13 protein-coding genes are annotated in these 13,608 nt (G+C 75.3%); 5 read left to right on the top strand and 8 right to left on the bottom strand.

Features of this window, described 5'->3' with window-relative positions; all coding sequences use genetic code 11:
- Nucleotides 1-23: 23 nt before the first annotated feature.
- From HHL19_RS15380 to HHL19_RS15370, 3 genes are all read left to right on the top strand, one after another.
- Nucleotides 24-1,865: a long-chain fatty acid--CoA ligase gene (locus HHL19_RS15380; protein ID WP_346768352.1), complete on the top strand. Its 1,842-nt coding sequence runs from the start codon at nucleotides 24-26 to the stop codon at nucleotides 1,863-1,865.
- A 217-nt stretch (nucleotides 1,866-2,082) separates the two neighbouring features.
- Entirely contained in the window at nucleotides 2,083-2,877 is a 795-nt protein-coding gene (locus tag HHL19_RS15375) for an aldo/keto reductase (protein WP_169090094.1), read from the top strand.
- 4 nt (nucleotides 2,878-2,881) lie between these two features.
- Nucleotides 2,882-3,367 carry an RICIN domain-containing protein gene (locus tag HHL19_RS15370; RefSeq protein ID WP_346768351.1) on the top strand — a complete coding sequence of 162 codons (486 nt, stop codon included), beginning with the start codon at nucleotides 2,882-2,884 and terminating at the stop codon, nucleotides 3,365-3,367.
- Between the two features lie 13 nt (nucleotides 3,368-3,380).
- Here HHL19_RS15370 and HHL19_RS15365 read toward each other — a convergent pair whose 3' ends face one another.
- Nucleotides 3,381-4,298 carry a class I SAM-dependent methyltransferase gene (locus HHL19_RS15365; protein WP_169089767.1) on the bottom strand — a complete coding sequence of 306 codons (918 nt, stop codon included), beginning with the start codon at nucleotides 4,296-4,298 and terminating at the stop codon, nucleotides 3,381-3,383.
- 251 nt (nucleotides 4,299-4,549) lie between these two features.
- Between HHL19_RS15365 and HHL19_RS15360 the strand changes: the two genes are divergently transcribed.
- Complete coding sequence (locus tag HHL19_RS15360; RefSeq protein WP_169089766.1) at nucleotides 4,550-6,379, top strand: ABC-F family ATP-binding cassette domain-containing protein; 1,830 nt, start codon at nucleotides 4,550-4,552, stop codon at nucleotides 6,377-6,379.
- Here HHL19_RS15360 and HHL19_RS15355 read toward each other — a convergent pair.
- Both HHL19_RS15355 and HHL19_RS15350 read right to left on the bottom strand, forming a co-directional pair.
- On the bottom strand, nucleotides 6,273-7,013 hold the full coding sequence (locus HHL19_RS15355) for a class I SAM-dependent methyltransferase (protein ID WP_169090090.1): 741 nt from the start codon (nucleotides 7,011-7,013) through the stop codon (nucleotides 6,273-6,275). The two genes, HHL19_RS15360 and HHL19_RS15355, sit on opposite strands and share 107 nt — an antisense overlap.
- Nucleotides 7,014-7,054: 41 nt before the next feature.
- The gene (locus HHL19_RS15350) at nucleotides 7,055-7,360 is read right to left on the bottom strand and encodes a 4a-hydroxytetrahydrobiopterin dehydratase (RefSeq protein WP_169089764.1); all 306 of its coding nucleotides are present in this window, start codon (nucleotides 7,358-7,360) and stop codon (nucleotides 7,055-7,057) included.
- Nucleotides 7,361-7,462: 102 nt separating this feature from the next.
- Between HHL19_RS15350 and HHL19_RS15345 the strand changes: the two genes are divergently transcribed.
- The gene (locus HHL19_RS15345) at nucleotides 7,463-8,266 is read left to right on the top strand and encodes a helix-turn-helix transcriptional regulator (protein WP_169089762.1); all 804 of its coding nucleotides are present in this window, start codon (nucleotides 7,463-7,465) and stop codon (nucleotides 8,264-8,266) included.
- A 7-nt stretch (nucleotides 8,267-8,273) separates the two neighbouring features.
- On the opposite strand, the gene HHL19_RS15340 is transcribed toward HHL19_RS15345, so the two are convergent.
- From HHL19_RS15340 to HHL19_RS15320, 5 genes are all read right to left on the bottom strand, one after another.
- On the bottom strand, nucleotides 8,274-8,690 hold the full coding sequence (locus tag HHL19_RS15340; protein WP_169089760.1) for a hypothetical protein: 417 nt from the start codon (nucleotides 8,688-8,690) through the stop codon (nucleotides 8,274-8,276).
- A 352-nt stretch (nucleotides 8,691-9,042) separates the two neighbouring features.
- A complete protein-coding gene (locus HHL19_RS15335) occupies nucleotides 9,043-9,201 on the bottom strand; it encodes a hypothetical protein (protein ID WP_169089758.1) in 159 nt (52 codons plus the stop codon).
- A gap of 59 nt (nucleotides 9,202-9,260) precedes the next feature.
- On the bottom strand, nucleotides 9,261-9,671 hold the full coding sequence (locus HHL19_RS15330; RefSeq protein WP_169089756.1) for a hypothetical protein: 411 nt from the start codon (nucleotides 9,669-9,671) through the stop codon (nucleotides 9,261-9,263).
- 66 nt (nucleotides 9,672-9,737) lie between these two features.
- The gene (locus HHL19_RS15325; protein WP_169089754.1) at nucleotides 9,738-11,162 is read right to left on the bottom strand and encodes an amino acid permease; all 1,425 of its coding nucleotides are present in this window, start codon (nucleotides 11,160-11,162) and stop codon (nucleotides 9,738-9,740) included.
- A gap of 83 nt (nucleotides 11,163-11,245) precedes the next feature.
- Nucleotides 11,246-13,399: a phage holin family protein gene (locus HHL19_RS15320; protein ID WP_169089752.1), complete on the bottom strand. Its 2,154-nt coding sequence runs from the start codon at nucleotides 13,397-13,399 to the stop codon at nucleotides 11,246-11,248.
- Nucleotides 13,400-13,608: the final 209 nt, after the last annotated feature.

Genomic DNA, 13,608 nt, shown 5'->3' with positions numbered 1-13,608 from the left:
GCCGTCGAGGGAGGAGCAGGTCCGTGCGTGAGTTCACCGTGCCACCCGTCGAGGCGGCCCCGCTCGACGGCGGGCTCGCGGACGCCGTCTTCACCCGCGCCGACACCACCCCCGACGTGATCGCCTTCGGGCGCCGGACGCCGAACGGGGAGTGGGAGGACGTCAGCTGCGCCCGCTTCCGGGACGAGGTGCTGGCCCTCGCGAAGGGGCTCGTCGCGCACGGGGTGCGGTTCGGCGACCGGGTCGCGATCATGTCCCGTACCCGCTACGAGTGGACGCTCTTCGACTTCGCGCTGTGGACGCTCGGCGCCCAGCCCGTGCCCGTCTACCCGACGTCCTCCGCCGAGCAGGTCCACTGGATGCTGTACGACGCCGAGGTCACCGCCGTCGTGGTCGAGCACGAGGACCACGCCATGACGATCGGGTCCGTGGTGGACCGGCTGCCGCGGCTCCAGCGCCTGTGGCAGCTCGACCCGGGCGAGGACGCCGGCCCCGGCGCGGTCGCCGAGCTGACCGCCGCCGGCGCGTCCATCGACGAGGACGTGGTGCACCGGCACCGGCGGGCGGTGACCCCCGAGTCGGTGGCGACGGTCATCTACACCTCGGGCACCACCGGCCGCCCCAAGGGCTGTGTGCTCCACCACGGCCACTTCATGGCCGAGACCGACGCCCTGCTCGCCGGCTGGGAGCCGGTCTTCCGCTCGCGCCCCGGCGACCAGGCGTCCACCCTGCTGTTCCTTCCGCTCGCCCACGTCTTCGGGCGGATGGTGGAGGTGGCGGCCGTCCGCGGCGGGGTGAAACTGGGCCACCAGCCGTCGATGACCGCCTCGGCGCTCCTGCCCGACCTGGTGTCCTTCCGGCCGCGCTTCGTCCTCGCCGTGCCGTACGTCTTCGAGAAGATCTTCCACGCGGCGCGCCGCAAGGCGGAGGCGGACGGCCGGACCGGCGTCTTCGACAAGGCCGTGGACGTGGCCGAGAAGTACGCGGAGGCGCTGGAGCAGAAGGCCTTCGGCCTCGGCCCGGGGCCGTCGGCGGCGCTGCGGATGCAGCACCAGTTCTTCGACAAGACGGTGTACGGCCGGGTCCGCGAGGCGCTCGGCGGGCGGATCCGGTACGCGATGTCGGGCGGTTCGGCGATGGACCGGCGGACGGGGCTGTTCTTCGCGGGCGCCGGCGTCACCGTCTTCGAGGGGTACGGCCTGACGGAGACGACGGCGGCGGCGACCGCGAACCCGCCCGGCCGGGTCCGGTACGGCACGGTGGGCCGGCCGGTGCCGGGCACGACCGTGCACATCGCGGAGGACAGCGAGGTGTGGATCCACGGCGGGCAGGTCTTCGCCGGCTACCTGAACGACCCGGCCGCCACCTCGGCCGTCCTGAACGACGGCTGGCTCGCCACCGGCGACCTGGGCGCGCTGGACGCCGAGGGCTATCTGACGATCACCGGGCGGAAGAAGGAGATCCTGGTGACCTCCGGCGGCAAGAGCGTCGCACCGTCCGGTCTGGAGGAGCGGGTGCGGGCGCACCCGCTGATCGCCCAGTGCCTGGTCGTCGGCAACGACCGGCCGTACATCGCGGCCCTCGTCACCCTGGACCAGGAGGCGGTGGACCACTGGCTGGCGATCCAGGGCCGGGCGGCGCTCTCCCCCGCCGAGCTGGTCCGCGACCCGGACCTGGAGACGGAGATCCGGCGCGGGGTGGTGGCCGCCAACACGCTGGTGTCGCAGGCCGAGTCGATCCGTACCTTCCGCATCCTCGCCCGGCCCTTCAGCGAGGAGCACGGGCTGCTCACCCCCTCGCTGAAGCTGAAGCGGAAGGCGATCGAGCGGGCGTACGCGGCGGAGGTCGACGCGCTGTACGGCTGACGGCACGGCCGTACGGCCGTGGCGCGGTCGCCGGAATGATGTCGGGCGCGTGATCGTTGGGGTCGAGGGGCGGGTGTCTCGCGCGCCCGCCCGCGCAGGAGGGCGGCCGTTCGCGCGCCCGCCCGCGTACGAGCCACGAGCACGACGACGTAAGGATCCCTCCCACGTGAGCACGGACAGCAAGGTCCCCCCGGTCACCCTGAACAACGGCGTGGTGATGCCGCAGCTCGGCTTCGGCGTCTGGCAGGTCCCGGACGACGAGGCGGAGAAGGCGGTGGCCACCGCCCTCGAAGCCGGCTACCGGTCCATCGACACGGCGGCGATCTACGAGAACGAGCGGGGCACCGGCAAGGCGCTCGCCGCCTCCGGGATCCCCCGCGAGGAACTCTTCGTCACCACCAAGCTGTGGAACGCCGACCAGGGGTACGACTCCGCCCTGCGGGCCTTCGACGACTCCCTGGAGCGACTCGGCCTCGACCACGTCGACCTGTACCTGATCCACTGGCCGACGCCGGCGAAGGACGCGTACGTCGACAGCTACCGGGCCCTGGAGAAGATCCTCGGCGAGGGCCGCGCCAAGGCGATCGGCGTCTCCAACTTCCTCCCCGAGCACCTGGAGCGGCTGACGGCCGAGACCGGTGTGGTGCCGGCGGTGAACCAGATCGAGCTGCACCCCCAGCTGGCGCAGGCCGGATCCCGCGCGCTCCACGCCGAGCTGGGCATCGCCACGGAGGCCTGGTCGCCGCTGGGCTCGGGCCGCGGCCTGCTCGACGTGCCCGCGATCGTCGCCGTCGCCCGCAAGCACGGGCGTACCCCCGCGCAGGCGGTGCTCCGCTGGCACCTCCAGACGGGCAACGTGGTCATCCCGAAGTCGGTGACCCCGTCCCGGATCCGGGAGAACATCGACGTCTTCGACTTCGAGCTGGACGCGGAGGACATGGCCGCGATCGCCGCGCTCGACGAGGGCCGCCGCCTCGGGCCGAACCCGGCCGAGTTCAACGCGGGCGCCTGAGGCCGTGGTGGAGGGGAGGGTCGACGGGGGCAGCACCGCCCCCGTCCAGGACGGCCTCTACCGGCTGCGGAACGTGGGCAGCGGCCTGGTCCTGGAGGTGTACGCGGGTTCGCGCCGCGGCGGCGCGAAGGTGCAGCAGGGCGCCGGGACGGACGCGCCGGGGCAGCGCTGGCAGGTGTCCGCGGTGCCGAACGGCGGCGGGCTCTACCACCTGGTCAACGCGGCCAGCGGGAAGCGGCTCGACGTGGTGAACGCCTCCACGGAGCCGGGCGCGCTCATCCAGCAGTGGCGGGCGAACAACTTCGGCGCCCAGGAGTGGATCATCGAGCAGGACGTCGAGTCGCCGGGGACGGTGACGCTGGTGAGCTTCATCAGCGGGCTGCTCCTCGAAGTGGCCGACGGTTCGACGGCCGAGGGCGCCGACATACGCCAGGGCGAGGACACCGACTCGCCGTTCCAGTGGTGGCGGCTGGAGCCGGTGTCCTCCTGAGCGCCCCCGGCGGTCAGCCCTTGCGGGCCGTGTGGACCGTGTGCGCCGTCAGGTGGAACAGGTCCGTGCGGTGGTGCAGGGACTGCTCGTCGGCCGGGTCGAGGAGCCGGTCGAGGGTCGCCCGGTCCTCGGCCTCCAGGTGCTCGCCGAAGCCCTCGCGGAGCCGCCCGAAGTGGCTGACGGCGAGCTCGCGCACGACCTGCGGGACGGGCGCGGGCACGTCCACGAGGAAGGTGCGGGTGCCGGCCGGGGTGAGGCCCGCGGAGACGAAGAGGGCGCGCCAGTCGTCGGGGTCGCGCGTCGAGCCGGGCAGCTCGGCGCGCATCCGGGCGAACCAGTCGGCGTGCTCGGCGTCGAAGCGGGCCTCCAGACCGGGGCGGCCGATGCCGATGTCGCGGGGCAGGTGGCGGGGGGCGAGCCCGCCCTCGACGAGGGCGATCAGGCCGCCCGGGCGGATCAGCTTCGCGAAGTCGGCGAGGGCGGCGCGCTGGTCGCCGATGTGGTGCAGGGAGTTCCCGGCCCACAGCAGGTCGGCCTCGCCCAGGCTGCCGGTCTCCTCCGGGAGTTCGGCGCGCAGGGTGCTGACGCGCGCGCCGAGGCCCTGTGCCTCGGCGCGGGCGCGGGCCCGCTCCAGGAGCTCCGGGGTGCCGTCGACGGCGACGGCCTCCGCGTACGGGAAGGCCTCCGCGAGCACGGCGGTGATGACGCCGGGGCCGCTGCCGACGTCCAGGAGCCGGCGGACGCCGCTCGCGGGGACGAGGGTGCCGAGCCAGGCGGCGGCCTCCCGGTAGGCGCCGCCGGCCACCTCGGCCTGCGCCTCCAGGAGCGGCGCGAGCCGGCCCCAGTCGAGCTCGGCGTCGTGGGTGTGGGAGTGCGACGACGCGTGCGCGTGCGTGTGGGCGTGGCTGTGGTTCTCGCGATGCCGATTCATGACATCAGCGTGCGCCGAGCCATCCGGAAGTGCGAGAAAAGTTGCCGGTACGGCAAACGTGTCGCACCCCCGGGGGAACGCGCCCCGGCGGAAAGGGGGCGGCGGCGGGGCGCGGGCGGCTGTTAGCCTCGGCGTATGGGTGCGTACCACCACTACTTCTTCCTCTGATTCCGGGTGCCGGCCCGGCCGCCGTCGCGGCCGTGGGCCGGTTTCGTGTGCCCTGATTCCACGAACCCACCAGAGGACCACCCATGCGCGAGCGTGCTCAGCTCACCCTTCGTCACGTCGGCGTCGCCTTCGGCGACCGTCGTGTGCTCGACCAGGTCTCGTTCACCGTCCGCCCCGGAGAGAAGGCGGTCGTCGTCGGCGAGAACGGCTCCGGCAAGTCCACCCTGCTCCGGCTGCTCGACGGCGGTCTGGCTCCCGACGAGGGCGAGGTCCTCGTCCGGTTCCCCGGGGCCGTCGCCCGGCTCGCCCAGACCCTGCCGGAGACGTACCCCGTCGGGCCCGACGGCACCGTCCAGGACGTCGTCGACCTCGCCCTGAGTGAACTCCGCTCGTTGGAGGCGGAGTTGCGGACCGCCGAGGAGCGGCTCGGGGAGGCGGGCGCCGAGGAGCTCGCCGCGTACGGGGAACTCCTCGAACGTTTCGAGGAGCGCGGCGGCTACCGCGCCGACGCCGAGGTCGCCGCCTCCCTCCAGGCCCTCGGCCTGGGCCATGTCACCGCCGGCCGGCGGCTCGCCGGGCTCTCCGGCGGCGAGCAGGCCCGCCTCGCCCTTGCCTGCGTGCTCTCCTCCGGCGCCGAGCTGCTGCTGCTCGACGAGCCGACGAACCACCTCGACCGCGACGCCGTCGACTGGCTGCGCGGACGGCTCGCCGCGCACCGGGGCACCGCCCTCGTCGTCACCCACGACCGGTCCTTCCTCACCGGTTTCGCCACCACCGTCCTGGAGGTCGACCGGGACCGGCGGACCGTGCTGCGGTACGGCGACGGCTGGGCCGGCTACCGGGCGGCGAAGGCGGCCGAGCGGCGCCGCCTGGCGCAGGAGCACCAGGAGTGGCGGGAGGAGGTGGCCCGTACGGAGGAGCTGGTCGCGGCGGCCGGGCAGCGGCTCGCGGTGACCGGGAGGGATCCGCGCCAGGGCTTCGGCAAGCACCGCCGCTCCAGCGAGAACAAGCTCTCCGGGCAGGTGCGGACGGCCCGCCGCCGACTCGACGAGCTGCTGCGGGAGCCGGTGGCCGCGCCGCCCGAACCGCTGCGGTTCGGCGGGTGGTTCACCGGGGACGGAACGCTCGCCGAGGTGCTGGTGGAGCTCGACGGGGTCCGGGTCGGCGAGCGGCTCGCCGTGGACGGGGTGCGGATCGGGGCGGGTGAGCGGGTGCTGGTCTCCGGGCCCAACGGGGCCGGGAAGACGACCCTGTTGCGGCTGCTGGCCGGCGAACTCGCCCCGGAGGAGGGGGTGGTGCGCCGCACCGGCCGGGTCGGCTACCTCGCGCAGGAGCTGCCGCACTCCCCCACCCGCCGGACCGCCCTCGCGGTCTGGGCGGAGGGCAGGCCGGGACCGCCCGAGGAACACGCCCCGGAGCTGCTGGCCCTCGGGCTGCTGCGCGAGGAGGACCTCGCCGTCCCCGTGGCCGCCCTCTCCGCGGGCCAGCGCCGCCGCCTCGAACTGGCCCTGCTGGTCTCCCGCCCCGCGGACCTGCTGGTCCTGGACGAGCCCACGAACCACCTGGCGCCCGCGCTGGTGGAGGAGCTGGAGGAGGCGGTGGCCGCCTTCCCCGGCACGGTCGTCGCGGTCTCGCACGACCACGAGTTCCGCGAGCGCTTCGGCGGCCGACCGCTGGAGCTGGCCGGGGGCCGGGTGGCGCTTCAGGGCCTGTCCGGCGGATCAGGGTCGGGTAGGCCGCCGCGTCCGGCGCGGCGAGGTGCCGAGCCGGGCGTCGCGGCCCCGGCCATGAACCGCCGGAGAGACCCTAGGCGCGACCCGGCTTCCTGTACGCCGCCAGGCGGTACTCCGGGGCAGGGCGGGAGCCGGTCTGGTCCGGGAGGGCCGCCAGGGCGGTCGCCAGGGAGTCCGTGACCGCCCGGTCTCCGTGGAACCAGGAGGCGTAGTAGCCGGCGCGGAGCCTGCGGGCGGCGCCTTCCGGGGTGGCGCCCTGGCCGTGGCCGGTGAAGGCGGTCGCGCCGGCGGGGGCGAGGCCGTGCCCGGCGGCGAGGGCGTCGACGCGTCCGGCGCGGTCGTGGGCGGCGCCGGGCGCGCGGTGCGGGCGCAGCAGGGCGTCGATGTCGCTGCCGACGTCGTGGGCGGCGTCCTTGTCGACGGTGACGGCGAGGACGCCGCCGGGGCGGAGCACCCGCGCCGCCTCGGCGACGATCTCCCCGGTGAACGGCACCAGGTGGAGCAGCCACACCGCGCAGACCGCGTCGAGGCTCGCGTCGGGGAACGGGAGGCGGCGGGCGTCGGCGCGCAGGACCCGGCCGGGGAGGCGCCGTCCGGCGGCCAGGAGCATGGCGTGGGCGGCGTCGGCGCCGAGGACCCGCAGGCCGGGCCTGGCGAGCCGTTCGGTGACGAGCCCGGTGCCGCAGGCCAGGTCGAGGAGGGTGCGGGCGCCAGGCGGCACCAGGCGCAGCACGGCCGCGGCCGCCGCCTCCGCCCGGGGCACGCCGCCGCGGGTCTCGTCGTAGTGGGCCGCCTCGGTCTCGTAGTCGAGCAGGGTGTCCGCCATGCCGGACAGCCTACGGAGCGGACGGTGCGTCAGTGTGCGCCGTGGCCGGGGGCGATGGCCTCGACGCGCTCGGCGAGCGCGAAGTCCTTCTCCGTGAGGGCCCCGCCGGCCGAGTGGGTGTGGACGGCGAGGGCGACCGAGTCGTAGCCGAGCGTCAGGTCCGAGTGGTGGTTGAGCTCCTGCTGGATCTGCGCGACGTGGACGACGAGGGCGGTGGCCGCGAAGTGGTCGGGGAGCCGGTAGGAGCGGACCAGGCGGGCGTCCTCGACGGACCAGCCGGGGAGCTCCCGCAGGCGGTCCTCGATCTCCTTCTGCGACAGCGGCTGCGTGGACACAGGCGGGCTCCCTCCGGTCGGTGGTGCGCGGGGTGGGGTTCGTGGTGCGGACGCTCCCCGAGGGTACGTACCCGGGTCGCCCCTCTGGGATACCGTCTGCGCATGACGACAGCGGTGAGCGACACGGGGGTCGGGCCGCTGCTGCGCGGCTGGCGCGAGCGGCGGCGGCTCAGCCAGCTGGAGCTGGCGCTGCGCGCGGACTCCTCGGCCCGGCACATCTCCTTCGTCGAGACGGGCCGGTCGCGGCCGAGCGAGGAGATGATCCTGCGGCTCGCGGAGCACCTGGACGTGCCGGTGCGGGACCGCAACGCGCTGCTCCTCGCGGCGGGTTACGCGCCCCGGTACGCGGAGTCGACGCTGGACGCGCCGGAGCTGGAGACGCTGCGGGAGGGCATCGCGCGGCTGCTCCGGGGGTACGAGCCGTATCCGGCGCTCGTGGTGGACGGCGCGTACACGGTGGTGGCGGCGAACCGGGCGATCGGGCTGATGCTGGGCGGGCTGCCGGAGCACCTGCTGACGCCTCCGATGAACGTCATGCGGATCACCCTGCACCCGGAGGGCCTGGCGCCGCGGATCCACAACCTGCGGGAGTGGCGGGCGCATCTGCTGGCCCAGATGGAGCGTCAGATCGCCTTCGCCCGCTCGGACGCGCTGCGCGCGGTGTACGAGGAGGTGAAGGCGTATCCGCTGCCGGAGCCGCGCCCGGAGGACGTGCCGGACCCGGAGCCGTATCCGTACTTCGCGCTGCCGCTGCGGATCGAGCACGACGGGCGGGTGCTGTCCTTCGTGTCGTCGATCTCGACCTTCAACACGCCGATGGACGTGACCGTCGCCGAGCTGGCCATCGAGACGCTGCTCCCGGCGGACCCGGCGACGGTGGAGTACCTGAAGTCGCTGACTTTCTGACGGTCTTTCAGTCGGTGGAGGCCCGCAGCGCCGCCCACTGGAGGAGGGCGAAGCCGGCGACGGTGGCGGCCTGCGTCGGGGTCCAGACGAGTCCGGCGGTGGTGGGCTCCAGCCAGGCGACGAGGGCGACGACGCTGAGGGCGGCCCACAGCAGGTTGGCGTCGACGACGAGCTTCACGGCGGGCGCCGGGGGCTGCGGACGGCTCGCGAGCCAGGCGACGCCGGCGGCGTACGCGGTGAGGAAGAGGCCGAGTCCGAGGAGCAGTCCGGCGTCCACGCCGAGGAGTTCGCCGAGCGGTCCGGAGGCGAGGGCGTAGGCGAGGCCGTTGGCCCCGGTGACGACGGCGTCGAGGGCGAGGAAGCGGCGGAGCGCTGTGGCCGGCCGGGTGGTGCGGGCGAGACCGGTGAGCAGGGTCTGGGACATGGCGGATCACCCTCCAAGGGAAGTACGGGGGGACCCGGCGCCCGGGCGGAGTGCGCCGCCCGGGTTCCGGTGCTTCAGAGCTTGCCGCCGGGGGCCGGTGCGGGTCGATTACCTGAGAGGTCATGCCGGGGCGACGGTACGCGGCGGCGCGGCGGCCGATGTGGGCGCGGGGGCGGGGGTGCGGGGCTCGGGGTCGGGGCCCGGTCCGGAGGGGGTTCCGGAGGGCCGATCGGGGCGGGCGTGCCGGTCGGTCGAGGTCATCCGGTCAGCCTGGTACGCCCGGACGGCCGCCCGCGATCGGATTCCCGATGCCGGGGGGATCCGGCCGCCGGGCGGCCGGATCCCTCAGGGGTCAGCGGGCCGGGCGCTCCCGGCGCGGGGACGGGGACGGGGATTCCGTGATCGGCGCGGGCGCCGGTTCGGACCGGTGCTCGGCGGCGGGGGTGCGGCGGCTCCGGGCGGCCTCGGCGCGCAGCAGGGCCTGGAGGACGGCGTACGGATCGGTGGGCATGGCGGTGCTCCTCGCGGGGTGCGGGGTGGGTGGGTGAGGGCTGCTGGAGGCGGGGCCTGTCAGCAGCGCAGCACCACCCGCCGGTGCGAGGACGGCCGCGGGGCGGGTACGGGGACGGGGGCGCCGGCCCGTCGGGTGCGGCGGGCGTGGCGGCGGCGCGGGCGGGACGGCACGGGCCGGACGCGGGTCCGGCGCTGCCGGGTGCGGCCGGGAAGCCCCGTCTCGGCGGGCCCCGGCTCGTACGTCTCACCGGCCGGATCGGGCACGGCGGGCGCCCCGGCGGGCAGCGGCTCGGCCCCGGCCCCGGCCCCAGCCCCGACGAGGGCCCCCACCCGGCCGCCCGCGCCGAAGAGCGCGAGGACGAGCAGCACCCCGCAGCACAGCGCGAGGAGCCGCCGGACCCGCGCCGGACGCCCCGGCGAGGGGGCGGGGGCGGCGGGGGCGGCGGGGAGCCGGGGGGCGGGGGTCACGGTGATCCGTACTGCCCCGCGGGGTCGGTGGGTGCTCCGGGTGGGCGGGAGATCCGCCCTCCTGGGCTACGCCTCCGGGGCCGGATTCACCGCCTCGGCCGCACGGGCGGCCGTCGCGCGCTTGCGGGCGGACATCCAGGCGTACACGAGGACGCCGGCGAAGAGGAAGAGGACGCCCTGGTAGACGGCGGCGTAGCCGGAGCCGGCGACGAGCCAGAGGGAGAAGCCGAAGGCGGCGAGGGCGAGGACGGAGTCGCGGACGAGACGGGGAGGGTGGACGCGGTCCGTCCGGCCGGAGAGGAGGAAGTAGACCTGGGCGGCGGCGGAGAGCAGGTAGGGGACGGTCGCGGTGAAGGTGGTGACGAGGACCAGCATCTCGAAGACGCCGCTCGGGCCGGCCGTGTAGTTGTACACGGTCAGGAGGGAGGCGAGGACGACGGTCACGAGCACGCCGACGGTGGGCACTCCGCGCCGCTTCACGGTGAAGACCTGCGGGAAGAGTCCGTCGCGGGCGGCGGCGTACGGGGTCTGGGCGCTGAGCAGGGTCCAGCCGTTGAGGGCGCCGACCATGGAGACCAGGGCCATGCAGGCGACGGCGGCGCCGCCCCAGCTTCCGCCGAACATCAGGTTGACGGCGTCGGCGAAGGGGGCGCTGGAGGAGACGAGCGCGTCGTGCGGGACGGTGCCGAAGACGGAGACCATGGTGAGCAGGTACAGCGTGGCGGCGGCGAGGGTGCCGAGGACGGTGGCGCGGCCGACGTTGCGGCGCGGGTCGCGGACCTCGCCGGCGCTGACGGCGGCGGACTCGACGCCGAGGTAGCTGAAGAGCAGGATCGCAGCGGAGGCGGAGACCGCGCCGAGCGCGCTCTCGCCGCCGGCCCGGAAGGGGCCGAGGTTGGCGCTGTCGAAGAAGAAGAACCCGCCGACGGCGACGAGCAGCAGCGGCACGAACTTGAGCACGGTGGCGACGAGCTGGACGGCGCCGACGTACCGGGTCCCGGCGAGGTTGGCGAGGGCCGGCAGCCACTGGATGAGCAGGGCGGCGCCGATGGTGGCGGCCTTCGCCCCGTGGAGGGGCACGAGGACGTCGAGGTAGCCGACGGCGGCGACGGCGAGGGCCGCGTTGGAGACCCAGGCGGTGATCCAGTACGACCAGGCCGCGAGGAAGCCGGCGAAGTCGCCGAAGGCCTCGCGGGCGTAGACGTACGGGCCGCCGGTCATCGGGTGGCGGTGGGCGAGCCGGCCGAAGACGAGGGCGAGGGCGAGCGCGCCGAGGGTGAGGACGCCGAAGGCGACCAGGCTGATGGTGCCGAAGGGGGCGACGGAGGCGGGCAGCAGGAAGATGCCGCCGCCGATGATGTTGCCCATGACCAGGGCCGTCGCGATCGGGAGCCCGAAGCGGCGGGCGTGCTGCCGGCCGGGACCACCGGGCCCGTCGGTACCGTCCGTGGGGAGCGTCGGGGCCGGGGCGGCGGTGGGGGCCGTGTTCATGGGGTGGTGCGCCTTCCGTCGTGCGGTTCCGGACAAGGCTCCGGAACCGGACCATGGTCGGGTACGGCGAACACCCGTCCAAATCAGTGGTTTTTGTCCGGCGGGACCGGCCACTCCGCCGGAAGAACTGATTCCGTTTCCGTCGCGGACGGGGAAATCTCCGGAGCGTCCGCCGGGTCCGCGGACGGGCCGAGCGGCACCTGCGGCCCGTCGTCCTCGCGCAGCCAGCGCCGCAGCACCCGGTGCACCCGCTCGGCGCCCACCAGTTCCTCCCCCTCCGCGACCGGCGGCGACAGCTCCGGCGGCGACAGCAGGAAGGGGTGCGACTGCTCGCCGCCCAGACCGCCGTGCGAGCCGATCTGCTCCTCGAAGGCGTGCACGGCGCCGGTCGCCGGGTCGTACATCGAGTTCACCATCACGTCCGCGACGTGCGGGAAGCCGTCGGTGCGCCGCACCGCGTCGGCCGCGCCCCGGCCGAAGACCGCCAGCGGCCCGTCGTCGGCCAGCTCGGCCACCGGCACCTCCACGCCGTCCCCCGCAAGCACCACCGAACCGTGCGCCTCGCTCGCCACGAGCAGGAAGCCGATCCCCGGATGCCGGGCGAGGGTCCGCAGCAGCGCCGGATGACGCCGGTCGATCTCCTCCCTCGTCATCCGGCGCGGCACGTCCGGGAAGGAGACCAGGCCCAGGTTGCCGGAGGCGAGGACGACCGGCTCGGACGGCCGGGCGGGCAGCTCCCGCTCCGTCTCCTCGCCCGTCTCCACCGGCCGGTGCAGGGCGCTGCGCAGCGCGTCCCTGGCGGCGTCCCCGGCCTCCGCGCCGCTGCGGGTCCGGCCGGCCCGGCGCGACACCGGCAGCCCGCAGCCCGCCCGCACCAGATCCTTCAGCGTCAGCCCGTACGCGCCCTCGAAGGTCTCCCCCGGGCTCTGCCCGTGGTCCGAGAGGAGCACGATCCGGTACGGCCGCGGGGCGTGCTCGGCGACCCTGGCGATCAGCCCGACGGCCCGGTCGAGACGGCGCAGCACCTGGTCGGTGTCCCGGCCGCGCGGCCCCGAGTGGTGCGCCACCTCGTCGTACGCGACGAGGTCCGCGTAGACGGCGGTGCGACCGGCGAGCATGTCGCCCATCACCGCCGCGACCACCACGTCCCGCTCGACGACGGTCGCGAAGGCGCGCACGAAGGGGTACGTGCCGCCGCGCCGGATCCGGGGCGACTCGCGGCGCAGCCGGGCCCGGGTCGACTGGGCCACCTCGCGGACCACCTCGTTGACGAGGGAGCCGGCGGTACGGACCGCGTTCGCCGGATCGGAGAAGTACGCGAAGTAGCCGGCGCGCGAGCGGTTGCGGCGGCCCCGGCGCGCGGCGACCGTCAGGACCAGGGCCACCTCGTCGGCGCCGCCGCTGAACAGGTTGCCCCGGGAGGCGCCGTCCAGGCTGAGCAGACCGCCGTCGCCGGTGCGGCGCACCGCCCGGCGCTGCAGCTCCACGGCGCTCGCCGGCCGGTTCGACACCATCAGCCGCCCGGTGTCCTTCTCGTACCAGCGGAAGGCCGGCACGTCCTCGTTGCTGCCGTGCAGGATGCCGAGCTGGCTGGCGCCCGTCTGGCTCGACCAGTCCGTGCGCCACGGAGTGAGCCGGTACCCCGCCTCCAGCCACCCCGCCACCGTCGGCATCAGCCCGTCGTCGACGGCCCGCCGCAGCACCTCGTGGCCGACGCCGTCGAGCTGCAGGAAGACCGTGCCGGGCGCGGGCACCGGGACGGAGCGGGGGTCGCGGGGACGGGTCCGCCCCGTCAGCCGGTACAGCCGGCGGCGGTACGCGTCGTCGTCCCGCACGGCGAGCGCGGTCGACGTCGCGGACGCCACGGCGGACATCACGGCCGCGACGACGACGGCCGTCTCCGGGTCCGCCGCGCCCCGGCCGTCCGGGATCAGCCACAGCGCGACGAGCAGCAGCGAACCGTTCAGGAAGAACACGAGCAGTCCGAGGACCAGCGCGGGCACGAGGAGCAGGGCGCGGACGACGAGCGGCCAGACGAGCGCGGTCAGCAGACCGAAGGCGCCGGCGGCCCAGGCGGCGGTGAGGGCCGTACGGGTGAGGGTGTCGCCGTCCGGCGACTGCAGCTGGAAGTCGGGGAGCAGCGCGGCGAGCACGAGCAGGGTCGCGGTCGACACCGCCCACACGCTGACCACCCTGACGGCGGCCCGCCCCGCCCCGCGCCATCGCCCGTACCCCACGCCACCCGACCTTCCACCCAAACGTCCCCCCACCCTGACATACCTCCCCAGAATCGAACCCCGGGCACACCCCCCACCGCACACCCGCCGGCCACCCGTCGCGGGCCGCACCCGCCGCGCCTGCCGGCGCACGGCACCGGGCTCGCGCCCGGCCACTCCATCGTGAGCTGCACCCAGCGGGCCCGCCCGCGCACCGCACCGGGCTCACG

The organism is Streptomyces sp. R302, from assembly GCF_012927245.1.
In the GTDB taxonomy this organism is placed as follows: Bacteria; Actinomycetota; Actinomycetes; order Streptomycetales; family Streptomycetaceae; genus Streptomyces.
This window is presented reverse-complemented; position numbering and strand designations above follow the sequence as displayed.

What these genes read in the sequence shown, in the direction of transcription:
- HHL19_RS15375 (WP_169090094.1), top strand. Translation starts at nt 2,083, where the DNA reads ATGCCGCAGCTCGGCTTCGGCGTCTGGCAGGTCCCGGACGACGAGGCG.
- HHL19_RS15365 (WP_169089767.1), bottom strand. Translation starts at nt 4,298, where the DNA reads ATGAATCGGCATCGCGAGAACCACAGCCACGCCCACACGCACGCGCAC.
- HHL19_RS15360 (WP_169089766.1), top strand. Translation starts at nt 4,550, where the DNA reads ATGCGCGAGCGTGCTCAGCTCACCCTTCGTCACGTCGGCGTCGCCTTC.
- HHL19_RS15345 (WP_169089762.1), top strand. Translation starts at nt 7,463, where the DNA reads ATGACGACAGCGGTGAGCGACACGGGGGTCGGGCCGCTGCTGCGCGGC.
- HHL19_RS15340 (WP_169089760.1), bottom strand. Translation starts at nt 8,690, where the DNA reads ATGTCCCAGACCCTGCTCACCGGTCTCGCCCGCACCACCCGGCCGGCC.
- HHL19_RS15335 (WP_169089758.1), bottom strand. Translation starts at nt 9,201, where the DNA reads ATGCCCACCGATCCGTACGCCGTCCTCCAGGCCCTGCTGCGCGCCGAG.
- HHL19_RS15325 (WP_169089754.1), bottom strand. Translation starts at nt 11,162, where the DNA reads ATGAACACGGCCCCCACCGCCGCCCCGGCCCCGACGCTCCCCACGGAC.